Origin of the sequence: Chromobacterium sp. (assembly GCF_041912965.1) — a bacterium.
Taxonomy (GTDB): Bacteria; Pseudomonadota; Gammaproteobacteria; order Burkholderiales; family Chromobacteriaceae; genus Chromobacterium; species Chromobacterium aquaticum.
Genome location: NZ_JAYSGF010000065.1, coordinates 1 through 14,905 on the forward strand (window position 1 = coordinate 1; position 14,905 = coordinate 14,905).

General features: G+C 64.4%; 10 protein-coding genes and 1 tRNA gene. 7 read left to right on the forward strand and 4 right to left on the reverse strand.

Annotation, left to right across the window (positions count from 1 at the left end):
- The first annotated feature begins 102 nt into the window (after window positions 1-102).
- The 4 genes from ACE3QM_RS21645 to ACE3QM_RS21660 all read left to right on the forward strand — a co-directional run bounded on the left by ACE3QM_RS21645 (window position 103) and on the right by ACE3QM_RS21660 (window position 2,873).
- Window positions 103-178: transfer RNA gene (locus ACE3QM_RS21645), tRNA-His, on the forward strand.
- 145 nt (window positions 179-323) lie between these two features.
- A complete protein-coding gene (locus ACE3QM_RS21650) occupies window positions 324-1,007 on the forward strand; it encodes a GntR family transcriptional regulator (protein ID WP_231463154.1) in 684 nt (227 codons plus the stop codon).
- A 130-nt stretch (window positions 1,008-1,137) separates the two neighbouring features.
- Window positions 1,138-1,986, forward strand: a complete 849-nt coding sequence (locus ACE3QM_RS21655; protein ID WP_374424791.1) for a pirin family protein — start codon at window positions 1,138-1,140, stop codon at window positions 1,984-1,986.
- Window positions 1,987-2,012: 26 nt separating this feature from the next.
- A complete protein-coding gene (locus ACE3QM_RS21660) occupies window positions 2,013-2,873 on the forward strand; it encodes a pirin family protein (RefSeq protein WP_374424793.1) in 861 nt (286 codons plus the stop codon).
- A gap of 68 nt (window positions 2,874-2,941) precedes the next feature.
- Here the strand turns inward: ACE3QM_RS21660 and ACE3QM_RS21665 are convergent, their stop codons facing one another.
- The 4 genes from ACE3QM_RS21665 to ACE3QM_RS21680 all read right to left on the reverse strand — a co-directional run bounded on the left by ACE3QM_RS21665 (window position 2,942) and on the right by ACE3QM_RS21680 (window position 12,436).
- Window positions 2,942-7,879, reverse strand: a complete 4,938-nt coding sequence (locus ACE3QM_RS21665) for a hemagglutinin repeat-containing protein (protein WP_374424795.1) — start codon at window positions 7,877-7,879, stop codon at window positions 2,942-2,944.
- Between the two features lie 246 nt (window positions 7,880-8,125).
- Window positions 8,126-9,832 carry a ShlB/FhaC/HecB family hemolysin secretion/activation protein gene (locus ACE3QM_RS21670; RefSeq protein ID WP_048410500.1) on the reverse strand — a complete coding sequence of 569 codons (1,707 nt, stop codon included), beginning with the start codon at window positions 9,830-9,832 and terminating at the stop codon, window positions 8,126-8,128.
- 226 nt (window positions 9,833-10,058) lie between these two features.
- Window positions 10,059-11,126, reverse strand: a complete 1,068-nt coding sequence (gene alr / locus ACE3QM_RS21675; protein WP_374424798.1) for an alanine racemase — start codon at window positions 11,124-11,126, stop codon at window positions 10,059-10,061.
- 2 nt (window positions 11,127-11,128) lie between these two features.
- The gene (locus ACE3QM_RS21680) at window positions 11,129-12,436 is read right to left on the reverse strand and encodes a D-amino acid dehydrogenase (protein ID WP_374424800.1); all 1,308 of its coding nucleotides are present in this window, start codon (window positions 12,434-12,436) and stop codon (window positions 11,129-11,131) included.
- A gap of 136 nt (window positions 12,437-12,572) precedes the next feature.
- Between ACE3QM_RS21680 and ACE3QM_RS21685 the strand changes: the two genes are divergently transcribed.
- The 3 genes from ACE3QM_RS21685 (at window position 12,573) to ACE3QM_RS21695 (ending at window position 14,854) form a co-directional block, all read left to right on the forward strand.
- Window positions 12,573-13,061 (forward strand): winged helix-turn-helix transcriptional regulator, encoded by a 489-nt coding sequence (locus ACE3QM_RS21685; RefSeq protein ID WP_048410473.1) that lies wholly within the window; start codon window positions 12,573-12,575, stop codon window positions 13,059-13,061.
- Between the two features lie 125 nt (window positions 13,062-13,186).
- Window positions 13,187-14,314, forward strand: a complete 1,128-nt coding sequence (locus ACE3QM_RS21690) for a methyl-accepting chemotaxis protein (protein WP_374424802.1) — start codon at window positions 13,187-13,189, stop codon at window positions 14,312-14,314.
- Between the two features lie 72 nt (window positions 14,315-14,386).
- Window positions 14,387-14,854, forward strand: a complete 468-nt coding sequence (locus ACE3QM_RS21695; RefSeq protein WP_043641076.1) for a YbaK/EbsC family protein — start codon at window positions 14,387-14,389, stop codon at window positions 14,852-14,854.
- The last annotated feature ends 51 nt before the right edge of the window (window positions 14,855-14,905 follow it).

The window sequence follows — 14,905 nt, forward strand, 5'->3', positions numbered from 1 at the left end:
GAGTCCAGGATTGTGATTCCTGTTGTCGTGGGTTCGAGCCCCATCATCCACCCCACCCTATTCAAGTTACCGCCCTAGGGCGTTGACTCACCGCTTTCTGCGGTGGATGTAGCTCAGTTGGTAGAGTCCAGGATTGTGATTCCTGTTGTCGTGGGTTCGAGCCCCATCATCCACCCCAAGCCTTAAAAACCCGGCCTAAACGCCGGGTTTTTTCATTTTGGCGACCCCTAAGGTCAGTTTTGGGCCTTGTCTGACAGTTCAAGCTCCGTATAATCGAATACATTCGCATGACACCGCTTGACTGACCTAAGACACCCACCACCATGACCACCTTGCAGCCAATCAAGCGCCAGACGCTCACCAGTGCCGTAACCGAATCCCTGCGCCAGCGCATTCTCTCCGGAGAATTCGCCGATGGCCAACAGCTGCGCCAAGAAGCGCTGTCCAATGAATACGGCGTCAGCCGGGTGCCGGTGCGCGAAGCGCTGCGCCAGCTCGAAGCCGAAGGCCTGATCCAGATCATCGACCACAAGGGCGCGCTGGTGTCCAAGCTGTCGCTGGAAGACGTACTGGAACTGCTGGAAATCCGCGCGATGCTGGAAGGTTCGGTGCTCAAAGCCGCCATCCCCTGTCACACCAGGGCCGATCACGATCTGGCCCAGCAAACCCTGCGCGAATTCGAACAAGCGCTGCGCAACAACGATGTGCGCCACTGGGGCGAATTGAACTCCCGCTTCCACCTGGCGCTATACCGCGCCGCCAAGCGGCCCAACACGCTGGCGCTGATCGAGCAACTGCACAACAAGACCGACCGCTACACCCGGATGCAGATCCTGTTCACCCGCACCATGGAACGGGCGCACGAGGAGCACAGCCAGTTGCTGGAGCTGTCGCGCCAGGGCAAGGCCGACGAGGCGGCGGAATTCATCCGCTTCCACATCCTGTCCGCCGGCCATGCGCTGGAAGACTATCTGCGCGGACAGAGCCAGCAAGCCGCCCTGAGTTGAGACCGCCGCGCGTTCAGATTTTTTGAATCTGACGCGCAGTTCTTTGCGCTATCAAGCGCGGCGACGGCGCGCAATAATCCGGCCATGTAAACCGCCGGACGCCAGTCCGGCCCCACCGGGAGACATGGTCATGCAACACCCATTCATCAGCCGGGAAGCGGAACGCCTGGTCAACGGCCAGGCGGTGTCGGACGGCGCCGGCGTGCGCCTGCTGCGCGTGCTCGGCTCCGATCTGCAAAGACGGCTGGACCCTTTCCTGATGCTGGACGAATTCCGTTCCGACAATCCCGACGACTATATCGCCGGCTTTCCCAGCCATCCGCACCGCGGCTTCGAAACCGTCACCTATATGCTGGCCGGCCGCATGCGCCACCGCGACAATAGCGGCAACGAAGGCCTGCTCGGCCCCGGCGGCGTGCAATGGATGACCGCCGGCCGCGGCATCGTCCATTCCGAGCTGCCGGAGCAGGAGGATGGGCTGATGCACGGCTTCCAGCTGTGGCTGAACCTGCCGGCGGAGCGCAAACTGTGCGCGCCGTGGTATCGCGACATCCCCGCCGCCGAGATTCCGTCTGCGCCAGCCCAAGGCGAGGCCCGCCTGATCGCCGGCCAGTGGCGCGGCCAGGCCGGCGCGGTGGAACGCGAAGCCACCGAACCGCTCTACCTGGACCTGCATCTGGACGCCGGCAGCGAAGAGACGCTGGAAATCCCGGCCGGCCATAATGCCTTCCTCTATGTTTACCAGGGCGAGATCGCCGTCGGCGCGCAACAGCGCGGCGTCAAGGAGAGACAGATGGCGGTGCTGGACAAGCGCGCCGACAGCGACGGCGTCAGCCTCCGCGCTTCCGCCGACAGCCGCTTGCTGCTGATTGCCGGCAAGCCCCTGGGCGAACCCATCGCGCAATGGGGCCCGTTTGTGATGAATACGCGCGAACAAGTGGAAGAAGCCATCAGCGATTTCCGCGACGGACGCTTCTGACCCGCATGCCATTGCCTGGAGGCATTATGCCGCTACTCACCCAAACCATCGCCAGCCTGGACCGCGACATCGGCTTTCCGGTGCGCCGGCTGCTGCCCACCCGCCAGGCGCGCCGCGTCGGCCCCTTCGTGTTTCTCGATCACATGGGCCCGGCCCATTTCGCCGCCGAAGGCAGCGCCGGCGATGTACGGCCGCATCCGCACATCGGCCTGGCCACCGTCACCTATCTGTTTTCCGGCGCGATGATGCATCGCGACAGCCTGGGCACGGTGCAGCGCATCGCGCCCGGCGCGGTCAATCTGATGACCGCCGGCAGCGGCATCACCCACTCCGAGCGGGTGCCGGCCGACATCCGCCAGCAAGGCGTGGCGGTGGAAGGCATGCAGTTGTGGCTGGCGCTGCCGGATGAACTGGAGGAATGCGAGCCGGCCTTCGCCCATTACCCGGCCGAGGACTTGCCGCGCTGGAACCAGGACGGGGTGGAACTGAACCTGCTGATCGGCGAAGGCTGGGGCCATCGCTCGCCGGTCGCCTATCCGCTGCCGGTGTTCTACGCCAGCGCCGCCATGCCGGCCGGCGCGCGCTTGGCGCTGCCGCAAGGCGTGGATGAACTGGCCGCCTATGTCGCCGCCGGCGAACTGGACGTGGACGGCGCCACGCTGAACGTCAACGAATTGGGCCTGCTGCAAACCGGTCAGGGCGGCGAACTGATCGCGCGGCGCGACAGCCGGGTGATGCTGCTGGGCGGCACGCCGCCGGCCAGCCCGCGCTATCTGGACTGGAATTTCGTGTCCCGCCGCCGCGAGCGGCTGGCCCAGGCGCGCGCGGACTGGATCGCCCAGCGTTTCCCGATGGTGCCGGGCGAGACCGAGTTCATTCCCCTGTAATAACAGCCACTCCAAAACAAAACCCCCGCCAGTTGCCCGACGGGGGTTTTCGCTTTTGACCAAGCGTCTTACTTGCCCTGGATGCCGCCCTTCACCACGGTCGGCGTATTCTCATGCTCGGCGCGGATCAGCGGCGCCTTGCCGGAAGTCACATCGCTGACCGCCTGCTTCAGGATGCCGGACGGGGTGCTGTTCAGCTTGACCCCGCCGCCGCCCTTGTAGCGCTCGGTGGCGATGTCGGCGGTTTCCACCTTGGAATCGCCCAAGTCCACCTTGCCGTTGGCGGACGACACGGTCGCGCCGGTCAGCTGGGTCTTGCCGCCCACTTGCAGCGTCACGCCGTCGGCGCCGGCGATGCCGGTGACCGTGCCCACCGAGTTGTCGCGCTTGACGCTGACGTCCACGTCGGCCTTCAGCTCGGTGCCCTTGTCCTGAGCGTTCAGCAGCTTGTCCTTCAGCGTGTTGCCGCCTTTGCGCGCCAGGGTGTCCAGCGTGCCGGACTTGGCCGGGCCGGAAGTCGGCTGCTCGGGCAGGGTGACGGTTTCACTGTTGGCGTTGAAGCTCACCGCATTGGTGGTGTCTTCCTTCAGACCCTTGTTGAAGGCGAAGCTGTCGTACTTCTCCTTCACCTTGTCGGACGCGGCGTTGACCAGTTCGGTGCCCTTCTCCTTCACCTTGTCCTTCAGCGGGCCGGCCTTGTCGGCGACCTGATCGACCAGGCCATCCTCCTTGCCGTTGGAGCTGTTGACGCCCAGCGCCACGTCCACCTTCACGCTGTTGTCGCGATCCTGACGGCTTTCCAGCGCCAGCTTGCCGCCCACCTGGCCAGTGACGGTCTTGCCGCTGACATTGGCGCCGGCCAGGGTGGCGTTGCCCTCGGCGTTCAGTTCCACTTGCTGCTTGGCGGTCACGCTGGCGTTGGCGTTGCTCAGCTTGTCCTGCTGATCCACCTTCACCTCCAGGCCAGCCTTGATGTCATGCACGTTCTTGGTGCTGTCAGGCTTGATCTGGCCGTTTTCCTTGTCGCTGCTGGCCTTGTTGCCGCCGCCGATATTGCCGGCCACGCTCCAGTTGTTGCGTTGGCTGCTGGACTGTGCAGACTCCAGGCGGATATCGCCCTGGCTGTCCAGCTTGGCGCTGTCGCCCTGCACCTGGGTGCCGCTCAGGCGAATGCCGCCGCTGCCGGACTCGATGCTGGCTTTGCCGCCGCTGACCACGCTGCCGCCGGCCTGGCTGCGGCTGGACTCGTCGGTGCTGGCGTAATTGCCGCCGGCGCCCACATTAAAGCCCTTGCTCGCCTTGTCCTGGCCATTGCTCTGGCTGCCGCCGGCCTTGAGATCGAAGCCCCACTGGCTGCCGGACTTGTCGGCGCTGGATTCGGCGGCCTTGAACTCCACCTTGTCGCCCTGCAAGGTCACATCGCCGCGGCTGGCGATCTTGTCGCCCTGCAGACCCAGCTTGCCGCCAGCCGTCAAGCTCACGCCGGCGTCAGCGTCCACGCCGCCGGTCACCGCGCTGCTGGACTTGGCTTGCTGCTTGTCCACGTTCACCGCCACCGCGCCGCTGCCGCCGACATTCTTGCCGCCGCCCTCGATCGGGCTGGTGGTGATGGCCAGATTGGCCTTGCCGCCCACGGTGTGCTGCTCGCTGCTGCTGGCGTTATTGGCCTGACTGAAGCTCAGGTCGCCGCCGGCGTTGACGCTGGCCGCGCCCTTGCCGCCGGAGATGGCCACGCCCTGGTAAGCGGCGTTGTTGTCCACGTCCACCTTGACGCCGTTGCCGGCGCGGATGCCGCCGGTGACCGCGGTGGAGCTGGACGAAGCGCTGGTCACCGTGCTGCCGCTGCCGGCCGCCTTGACGTTCACGTCCTCGCCGGTGGTGGTGTAGACGCGCACGCCGACATCGGCCTCGGTCTTGCTGCCGCTTTGGCTCTGGGTATTGGCCGCGGCGGTGAACTGGTGGCTGTCAGCCTTGATCTCCACCGTGTTGCCGGCCTGGTACTGGGTGCCTTGATCGCTGAGCCCGGCCTTGGCATCCACCTTGATATTGCCGCCGTTCAGGCTGCTGGCCTGCGCGGTGCTGGACTGGCGGGTTTCCGAGCCGACGCCGGCCTTGACGCCGACATCCACGCCCAGATTGGCCGCGCCCAGATCGCCGGCGGCGCCAGCCGCGCCGATCACATCGCCCTTGACCACTTTTTCACCGGCCGCCACCAGCGGACGGGTCACGCCGCTGTAATCGGCGTTGACGCCCACTTCCACGCCCCAATGACTGCTGTCGGTGGTGGTTTTCTGGGTGCTGTTGGCCGCCTGGTTGTCGATGCGGCCGCCAGCCAGCTTGATGTCGCCATCCGCCTTGACCTGGGTGCCCTGGTTGCGGATGTCGCCTTCGCCATTGCCGGCGACGATGCTGACCCCGCCCTTGGAGTTGATCGCGCTGACCTGGGCGGTGCTGCTGTCGGACTGGCTGCGGCTGTTCTTCTGGTCCACGCCCAGCGCCACGCCGGTCTTGTCCAGGCCGGCGTCGATATAGATGCCGCCGCCGGTGACGCTGCTGCTCTTGCTTTCCTTCACCGTGTCCTGCGCCGCGTTCAGGCTGACGTTCTGGCCGCTGAGGGCCGCGCCGCCGGCGCCGGCGTTCAGCTTGGAGCCGGTCACGGTCAGATCGCCCTGGGCATTGAGCGCCACCTTGTCGCCGGACAGCGTCGCCGCCTGGTTCTGGGTCGCATCGCGGTCCACGCTGCTGCTGCTGTGCTCGATGCGCACGCCGCCGCGGTACTGCTTGTCGCCGGTGATCTCGCCGACGCCGCGCAGCGCCAGCTCGGTATCCTTGCTCTTCACCGTGTCGCGGGTCTGCGACGCCGCCACCTTGATGTCGCCGTTGGCGGCCACGTTCAATTCGCCGCCGGCGCGCACCTGGCTGCCGCTGATCGCCACGTCCTTGGCGGACTGGATGCTCAAATTGGTGTCGGACTTCAGCTCGGCGTTGACCGCCTGCTGCTGGCTGGCATTGCCCTTGCTGCTGCTCTTGGTGATGTTGAAGGCAGTGCCGCTGCGCTGATCGGTGCGGGTTTGCGATTGGTTGACCACGCTGTCGATGCTGATGTCGCCGTTGCGGCTGATCGCCACCGCGTCCCGCTCGCCGCGGGCGCGGCTGCCGGCGATCGCCACGCTATCGCCGCGCAGCGTCAGCTTGCCGCCGGCGGTCAGATCGCTGCCGTTGTTGACGGTGTCGGTCTTGCCGTTGTCACGGTTGCCGCCGCCGCCGATGCCGCCCCAATACACCTGGTCGTTGCGCTGGCTGTTCTGGTTCGTCGTCTGCTGCACGCCCAGGCCGAGCGCGCCGCCCGCGTCCAGGGAGGCGTCGCGGCCGGCGGCCAGCTTGGCCGCCTTGGCGTCGATATCGCCGCTGGCGCGGATATCCAGATCACGGCCGGCGCGCAGCTGGCTTTGCGCCAGGCGCTGCTCGCTGGAAGCATGGTTCCAAGAGCCGGTTTCCAGGCTGGCGCCGTCGTTCTTGCGATTGCCCCGGTCGCTGCGGGTATCGGTTTCCGTCACGCCGCTCAGCTTCACGCCGCCGTCGGCCTGCAGGCGGATATCCTGGCCGGCGCTGACGCTGCCGCCGCGGATGGCGATCTGGCCGCGCGGCTGCGCGCCGTCCACCGCCTGGTTGTCCGCCGCGGTCGCCGCCGCGGTCAGCGTGGCGTCCTGCTCAGCGCGGATGCGCACGCCTTCCTGGCGCTGGCTGGTTTCGCTCTGGTCGCGGTTATAGGCCCAGGAGTTTTTCCAGGCGTGATTGCTGCTGCTGGACGCGCTGTCCGCCACCTGGCTGTCCAGTGTCAGATCCTTGCCGCTGAGCGCCACATTGCGGCCATTGATGTCGGTGGCGGCCAAGGTCGCCGCGTCGCCGGCGCTGAGGCTCACATCGTCGCGCGCGCTGATGACGCTGCGCTTGATGCGAGTGTCGCTGCTGTTGCTGGCGGTATTGGTTTCACCGGTCTTCCAGATAAACCAGCTCTCGTCGTGATTGCTGTCCTGAGTGGTGGAAGTCTCCGCCCGGCCGCGGCTGTCGATCTGGCGCGCGGCCAGGGCCACCTTGCCTTCGCTGGCGCGGATCTGCGCGCCTTCCAGCGCCAGTTTGCCCTGGCGCGCGTCCACCAACACTTCCTGCGTGCCGTTCAGGCTGCCGCCCACATTGACGCCGGCACCGTCGGCGGTGCTGATGATATTGATGCGGCCGGCCTGCATCGCGCCCAGGAACACGCTGTCCAGCGAACCCACGCCTTCCGGCGCCTTGTCGCTGCGCAGCACCTTGGCGTCCTTGCCCTGATAATCCACCAGGTTGAAGCCGGCGCGGACATTCAACTGCTCACGCGCGGCGACATTGCCGCGCACATCGATGCGCGGCGCGATCAGGTCCAGCACATTGACGCCGCTCAGACCGGCGCCGTTGACGCTGAGCGCGTTGCCGTTCATCGCCGCCTGCAAGGAGGTGATGGCGCCGTTTTCGATATTGGCGTTGCCCACCAGCAGCGACGCACGCGGCGTGTTGATAAAGCCGCAGCCGCTGCAAGTGATGCCGTTGGGGTTGGCCAGCACATAGTCGGCGGCCTTGCCGAACACTTCCTGCTTGCCCAGCAGCAAGGACGGGTTGCGGCTGATCACTTCGTTCAAGATCACGCTGGCTTCGCGCCCGCCCAGCAAGGCATTGGCGCCCAACTGGCCGGCCAGTTGCGATTGGCCGCCGGCGGTGGAGTTGTTGAACACCGCGCCGGGCTTGCCGACATTGAAATCCTGGTATTGGTTATGCGACAGGCCCGCGGCGCTGGGCGCCACGATATTGACCACCGCCGCGCCATTGGCGGCGTTGCTCACCTGCGGCTGCGCGCCGCTGCCGCCGGCGACGATGCCGGCCGCCATCGCGGCTTCCACCGCCCAAAACGCCAGGGTCAGCGCCGCGGCCACTTTCCCCGTTACCGATAAGCCGAAATTTATTTTTTTCTTCATGATTTGAGTCCCGTTCATTCAGAGAACAAGCAGATTCGGTCCAAAACCGTCTATCCAGACAACCCATGTTCCGTGGGCCTTTCCAGCCTGCCAGCCGGATTCGTCCACGATGAAACATACGTTTGATTTCGAATCTACGTCTCTTTTTAAATCAATTCAAATGAAATACTGCCAATATCGCTTAGTCGCCTTCGCGGCGAATTTCTTTCAAAAAAAGTTCACGTCAAAAAATAAATCACAACGACATCACCAGGACAGCGCCAGTTTGGCGAACAGCTGATGGCCTTCCTGCTGCCAGCCGGCCGGCTTGTACAAGGGCCGGCTGTACTCCAGGTCCAGGCTGGCCTTGCGGTAACTGAAAGCCAGACCCAGGCTGGCGCCGGCAATACTCTGCCATTGCTGAACCGAGCGATGCGGCAACACCCGGCCGCCGTCCAGGCCGATACGCGGCGTCACGCCGATGCCGGCCAGTTCGAAGCGGCGCGACAAGGTATTGCGCCAGGACCAGCCGGTTTCCCCGGCCAGGGTGTTGCGGCGGAAACCGCGCACCGCACTGGCGTCGGACACATCCATCTGTTCGACGCCGGGCAGATAATCGCGGCTGGTCTGGCCAGTCAGCGCGCTATTGAGCTGGTACGGTCCGCCAGGCAGGCCCAGGCTTTGAAACCAGTTCAGCGACGCCTTCCACTTGGTGAACTGCGGATTGGGACCGTCCGGCGCGCGCGGGTCCGGCGCGCTGGCGCCCAGCCAGCGCGTGCCGCGCTGCACGCCGGCGTCGGCGATCAATACGCCGCCGCTGAGCAATTGCAGCCGGGACAGGCCCAGCTCGGCCACGCTCAGCGTCGGGCTGGTGATCTCGATCTCGCTGTCGAGAAAATAATTGCGCACCCGCTTATGCGTCAGTTGCGCCATCAGCGAAGTGGTCTGGTCCTGGCCGCGGCTCAGCACCCGGTCCACGCGCAGGCCGCTCTGCGCGGTGCGCCCGGACAAATTCACCGCGCTGTACTGCAATTGCAGCGGGTTCAGATAATCGGCGCGGCTGGCGAAGGCGCTGAAAGTCCAATAGCCGTAAGGCAGGGAATAAAACAGCGATTCGCTGCGGCTATGCCGCACCGCGTTGTCGTTGCTGGTGCGCTGCGCCGACACGCTGACGAAATCGGACAGACCCAGCGGGCTGTCCCAGGACAGGCCCACGCCGGCCTGCACCCGGCCGGTGCTGTCGCGGCCGGTGTTGTCGGCGTTGAAGTTCAAGCGCCAGGGCGCGTCCTTATTGTTGCGCAGGCTGAGGATGGAACCGCCCACGGTCTCGCCGGGCAGGATGTCCAATGTCGCCTTGCTGGACGGCAGGCGGTTGGCCTGGTCCAGCCCCTGGTCGGCGTCGTGTATGTTCAGCGGCCGGCCGATCACGCCGGGAAACAAGGTGGCCGGATTGCTGCGCCGGTCGTCGCTGACGATCTTCTCCACCCGTCCTTCGTGCACGCGCAAGATCAGCACGCCCTGCTCGTCCGGCCCTTCGGCCGCCACGCGCGCGGCGATATAGCCCTTCTTCAGATAGAGCTGGGTCAACCCGCGGCTATAGCGGTTCAACTCTTCGTTGTTCAGGCAGTCGCTGGCCAGTTCGCCCAGCGAGGCCACTTCCTTGCGGCTCAGCAGCTTGATGCCGGCCAGGCGCACGCCCTTGACGCGCAGGCAGTCCATCTCGCCCATCTCCGCCGCTTCCGGCCGATGCATGGTATTGCTGTCCGGCAGCATCTGCCGCAAGCGCTGCTGCTGGATGATGGCGTCGAAACGGCGGCTGTTGTCCTGCAACAGACGCCGCGAATCGTTTTCCATCTGCTGATGCATGCTGCCAGACATGCCGGGCACTTCCGCGGCCTGCGCCGCCACGCCCCAGCAGACGATCCCCGCCATCTGCCAGAACTGAGCTGGCGATGGTTTTTTGTATTTAATCATCATCGGATTCGTAACTATTTTTAAATAAAGGAAAACAGAAATTCCATGACGCGTCCAGACTAATGAGAATAATTATCAAATAATGACACTATTACCCAGACTTGATGCCAGCCTTGCGGCCTTAGCGCAACAGAAAATTCAATACGAATAAAAAAACCCGGCCAATGGCCGGGCTTATCCCTTAGTCGTTTGATTCTAAAATATCTTTCAGAAGATCAGAAAAAACTTATTCGAATACAAAGCGTGCGCGCTTGATATTGCACAGCAATTCATAGGAAATGCTGCCGGCGGCGGCGGCCACCTCGTTGACCGACACCGTGTCGCCCCACAGCTCCACCTCGCTGCCGATGCCGGCGGCGGGCAGTTCGCTCAGGTCCACGGTGATCATGTCCATCGACACCCGGCCGATGATGCGCGAGCGGCGGCCGTCCACCGCCACCGGGCTACCGCTGGACGCCAGCCGCGGATAGCCGTCGGCGTAGCCGCCGGCGATCAGGCCCACCCGAGTCGGCCGCTCGGTGACGAAGTTGTTGCCGTAGCCGATGGGCTCGCCGGCGGCCAGCTCGCGCACGCCGAAGATGCGGCTGCTCAGCCGCATCACCGGTTTCAGCTCATCGCCCTGCGGGAAGCCCGCCGGCAGCGGGCTGGCGCCGTAAAGCAGGATGCCGGCGCGGCCCCAGTCGCGGCGCGCGCGCGGATGGCACAGGATGCCGGCGGAATTGGCCACGCTCTCCTCCCCCGGCAGGCCGGCGGTGGCGGCGTCGAAGCTTTCTATCTGCGCCAGGGTCATCGGCACCGTCGGCTCGTCGGCGCGGGCGAAGTGGGTCATCTTGACGATGCTCTCCGCCTTGCCGCTGGCCTGCAAGCGTTCCCAGGCCGCGCGGTAATGCCGCGGCAAGAAGCCCTCGCGGTGCATGCCGCTGTCCAGCATCAGCCAGACGCGGAACGGCGCGGCAGGCTGAGACTCCTCCAGCATGCGCAGCTGTTCTTCGCTCTGCACCACCAGCCACAAGCGGTGGCGCTCGACCTCGGCCAGTTCGGCGGCCTCGAACACCCCTTCCAGCAGCAGGATGGGCGCGCTCACGCCGGCGGCGCGCAGGTGCAGCGCTTCCTCAAGACAGGCGACGGCGAAACCGTCGGCGACATCGGCCAGCGCCTGGGCGCAACGCGCCGCGTCGTGGCCGTAGCCGTTGGCCTTCAGCACCGCCAATACCCGCCCGCCGTGCTGGCGCTTGGCCAGCAGGTAGTTGTCGCGCAGGTATTGGGTGCGGATGGTGGCGATCAGCGGCCGCATGCTCAAGCGCCCGCCACGGCCGGCCGCGCGGCCGGCACCACCAGGGTCTCGCCCTGTTTGGCGTAGCGCTGCATGGACAGACCGTCCAGGCTGATCTCCGGCTTGGCGCCGGTGATGATGTCGGCCAGCACCTTGCCGGAGCCGGCGCCCATGGTCCAGCCCAGGGTGCCGTGGCCGGTGTTCAGCGACAGATTGGCGAAGCGGGTGCCGCCGACGATGGGCGTGCCGTCCGGCGTCATCGGGCGCAGGCCGGTCCAGAAGCTGGCGGCAGGGATGTCGCCGCCGTTCGGATACAGATCGCCCACCACCATTTCCAGCGTTTCGCGGCGGCGCGGGTTCAGCGACAGATCGTAGCCGGACAGCTCGGCCATGCCGCCGACGCGGATGCGGTCGTCGAAACGGGTGATCGCCACCTTGTAGGTTTCATCCAGCACCGTGGACACCGGCGCGCCGGCCGGATTGGTAATCGGCACGGTCAGCGAATAGCCCTTGACCGGGTAAACCGGAATATCGATGCCCAGCGACTTGACCATGTCGCGGGAGAAGCTGCCCATCGCCACCACGTAGTGATCGGCGGTCAGCAAATCGTCGCCGACGCGGATGCCGGTGATGCGCTTGCCATCGCTCTCGATACCGTCCACGCTCACGCCGAAACGGAACTTCACGCCCTTGGCGCGCGCCATCTCGGCCAGGCTGGCGGTGAACAGATTGCAATCGCCGGTTTCGTCATTGGGCAGTTGCAGGCCGCCGGTCAGCTTGTGCTTGACGCTGGCCAACGCCGGCTCCACCTCGGCGCAGCCGTCCCGGTCCAGCACCTTGAAATCCACGCCGCATTCCTTGAGCACGGCGATGTCCTTGCTGACGCCGTCCACCTGGGCCTGGCTGCGGAACAGCTGCAGCGTGCCGCCCTGGCGCGCCTCGTAGCCGATGCCGGTTTCGGCGCGCAGCTCTTTCATCTTGTCGCGGCTGTATTCGGCCAGACGCATCATCCGGCTCTTGTTCACCGCGTAAGCGTCTTCATTGCAGTTGGCCAGCATCTTGGCGATCCACTGCAGCTGGTACAGGCTGCCGTCCGGCTTCACCGCCAGCGGCGCGTGACGCTGGAACAGCCATTTGGCCGCCTTCAGCGGAATGCCCGGCGCGGCCCAGGGGGTGGAATATCCGGGGGAAATCTGGCCGGCATTGCCAAAGCTGGTTTCCAAGGCCACGCCTTCCTGGCGCTCCAGCACCGTCACATCGCAGCCCGCCTTGGCCAGATACCAAGCCGTGGACACACCCAGAACACCGCCGCCCAGCACGATCACCTTCATTTTCTCTCTCCGTTTGCAGCACTACATGGCTATAGTGATTTTGCGTAGTATATTAATGAAACACTGGGTTTTTTCACCAAAGTAGCGTCAGACTACAGATTTTTAAACTGCAAACTTTTATATACATAGTGAAAACATGAAGAAAAGTTCAAGCAGCGACAAAGCGCTGGATAAAACCGACCTGAAAATCCTGCGCCTGCTGCAGAAAAACGGCCGCATCTCGATGACGGAACTCTCTGAAAAGGTGGGACTTTCCACCACGCCGTGCACCGAGCGGGTACGCCGCATGGAGCGCGACGGCATCATCGAAGGCTATTACGCCCGCCTCAATCCGCATGCGATGGGCGCGGCGCTGCTGGTGTTCGTGGAGATCAAGCTGGAAGCCAAATCCGGCAATATCTTCGACGCCTTCCGCCGCGAAATCATGCGTATCCCGGAAATCCTGGAATGCCACCTGGTGTCCGGAGAATTCGACTACCTGATCAAGGCGCGCATCCCGGACATGTCGATGTATCGCAAGCTGCTGGGCGACATCCTGCTGCAACTGCCCTCGGCCAAGGAATCCAAGAGCTATGTGGTGATGGAAGAGGTCAAGGAGACGCTGCAACTGCCGCTGGGAGAATAAATTAACCCTTTAAAATCATGCGATTGCACTTGATTTAAATCAAAAAAGGCTTGCATTCCCCTTCCGTCTCAGCCAAACCACAAGCAGCTGTTGCTTGAGTGAAACTACCTAGGCGGGAGATGAGGATGTTCGGCTTCATGAAGGCGGTCGACAAGACCGCGGACGCGGCGCGCCAGGTGCGCCAACTGGAAAGCGTGCTGGACCACGCCGACAATCTGATCATGCTGTGCGACACCAGCCGCGACAACACAATCTTTTACATGAACAAGACCGCGCGCGAGATTCTGGGCCGGCATCGAGAAATGATGAACCAGAAATTCCGCGCCGGCGTTGACGTCAAGAACGCCCACGGCCACAGCATCCACCAATTCCACCGCGACCCGGAGCACAACCGCCGCATCCTGGCCGATCTGGCCAGCCGCAAGATAGACCAGCATATCGCTATGATTCCGGTGGGCGAGGTCATGTTCAAGACCAAGGTGTTTCCAATCTGGGACACCGCCCATCCCGATCAACTGCTGTGCTTCATGGCCAGTTTTCAGGACGTGTCCGCCGAAGTGCGCGCCCAGCAGCTGCAGGATCAAGGCAATCAGCGCCGCGAATTCCTGGAGGTCCGCATCAACGAGTTGTCGGAAAACATGCAGGCGATGAGCGCCACCATCCAGAACGTGGCGGTGCAAACCGCCTCCGCCTCCGAATCCTCCGAGCTGATGCTGGGCGAGGCCAAGAAAAGCATGGCCATCGTCAGCGACACCAACCAGGGCATGCTGCAGGTGGGCGCCATGGTGCGCCAGACCGCGGACAGCCTAGTCTCGCTGGGCCAACGCTCGGAAGCCATCGGCCAGATCGTCAATGTGATCAAGGACATCGCCGACCAGACCAATCTCCTGGCCTTGAACGCGGCGATCGAGGCGGCGCGCGCCGGCGAGATGGGCCGCGGCTTCGCCGTGGTGGCGGACGAGGTGCGCAAGCTGGCCGAGCGCACCACCAAGGCCACCCAGGAAATCGGCGACATGATCCGCGCGATCCAGGGCGAGGTGCAGCAAAACGTGCGCGCCATCGAGCAAGGCCGCGAACAGGTGCAGACCACGGAAAGCGACTTCCAGCGCGCCGAGGGCGCCTTGCAAACCATAGTCGGCGAGATCAACACCATGCGCAATTTCGTGGTGGAAATCGCCAACGCCGCGGAAGAACAGGCCGCCACCTCGCAGGACATCGCCGATAAGCTCAGCGACATCACCCGGCAGGACTGAAGTAAAAACGCTTCACAAGCAAAGGATGGGGCGGAATAATGAAACGCCCCACCCTTCGCTTCGAGGCCAGACATGAGCTTAGCGTCCGTCCAGGCGTTTTTCGCCGCCCGTCAGCTGGACATCCCCATCATAGAGCTGGAAGTCAGCACCGCCACCGTGGCGGAAGCCGCCGCCGCCCACGACGTGGAGCCCGGCCGCATCGCCAAGACCCTGGCCTTCCGCCTGAACGACGGCCGCGACGTGATCCTGGTGGCGCGCGGCGACGCCCGCATCGACAACCGCAAGTTCAAGGACGCCTTTGGCAAGGGCAAGATGCTGCCGCCGGACGAGGTGGAAGCCATCACCGGCCATCCGGTGGGCGGCGTCTGCCCGTTTGGCCTCGCCACCGAGCTGCCCATCTATCTGGACGTGTCGCTGCAAGCCTACGACGAAGTGCTGCCGGCCGCCGGCGCCGTCCACAGCGCGGTGCGGCTATCGCCGCAGCAGCTGCACCACATCACCCAGGCCGACTGGGTGGATGTGTGCCAGGCTTTTGCCTAAGAACCTGTTTACGATCTCCGGAGCAATAGAGCCAGGAAAGCCAAGTGGATG

Coding starts and splice junctions, on each gene's coding strand:
- ACE3QM_RS21650 (WP_231463154.1), top strand. CDS start 324: ATGACCACCTTGCAGCCAATCAAGCGCCAGACGCTCACCAGTGCCGTA.
- ACE3QM_RS21655 (WP_374424791.1), top strand. CDS start 1,138: ATGCAACACCCATTCATCAGCCGGGAAGCGGAACGCCTGGTCAACGGC.
- ACE3QM_RS21660 (WP_374424793.1), top strand. CDS start 2,013: ATGCCGCTACTCACCCAAACCATCGCCAGCCTGGACCGCGACATCGGC.
- ACE3QM_RS21665 (WP_374424795.1), bottom strand. CDS start 7,879: ATGAAGAAAAAAATAAATTTCGGCTTATCGGTAACGGGGAAAGTGGCC.
- ACE3QM_RS21670 (WP_048410500.1), bottom strand. CDS start 9,832: ATGATTAAATACAAAAAACCATCGCCAGCTCAGTTCTGGCAGATGGCG.
- alr (WP_374424798.1), bottom strand. CDS start 11,126: ATGCGGCCGCTGATCGCCACCATCCGCACCCAATACCTGCGCGACAAC.
- ACE3QM_RS21680 (WP_374424800.1), bottom strand. CDS start 12,436: ATGAAGGTGATCGTGCTGGGCGGCGGTGTTCTGGGTGTGTCCACGGCT.
- ACE3QM_RS21685 (WP_048410473.1), top strand. CDS start 12,573: ATGAAGAAAAGTTCAAGCAGCGACAAAGCGCTGGATAAAACCGACCTG.
- ACE3QM_RS21690 (WP_374424802.1), top strand. CDS start 13,187: ATGTTCGGCTTCATGAAGGCGGTCGACAAGACCGCGGACGCGGCGCGC.
- ACE3QM_RS21695 (WP_043641076.1), top strand. CDS start 14,387: ATGAGCTTAGCGTCCGTCCAGGCGTTTTTCGCCGCCCGTCAGCTGGAC.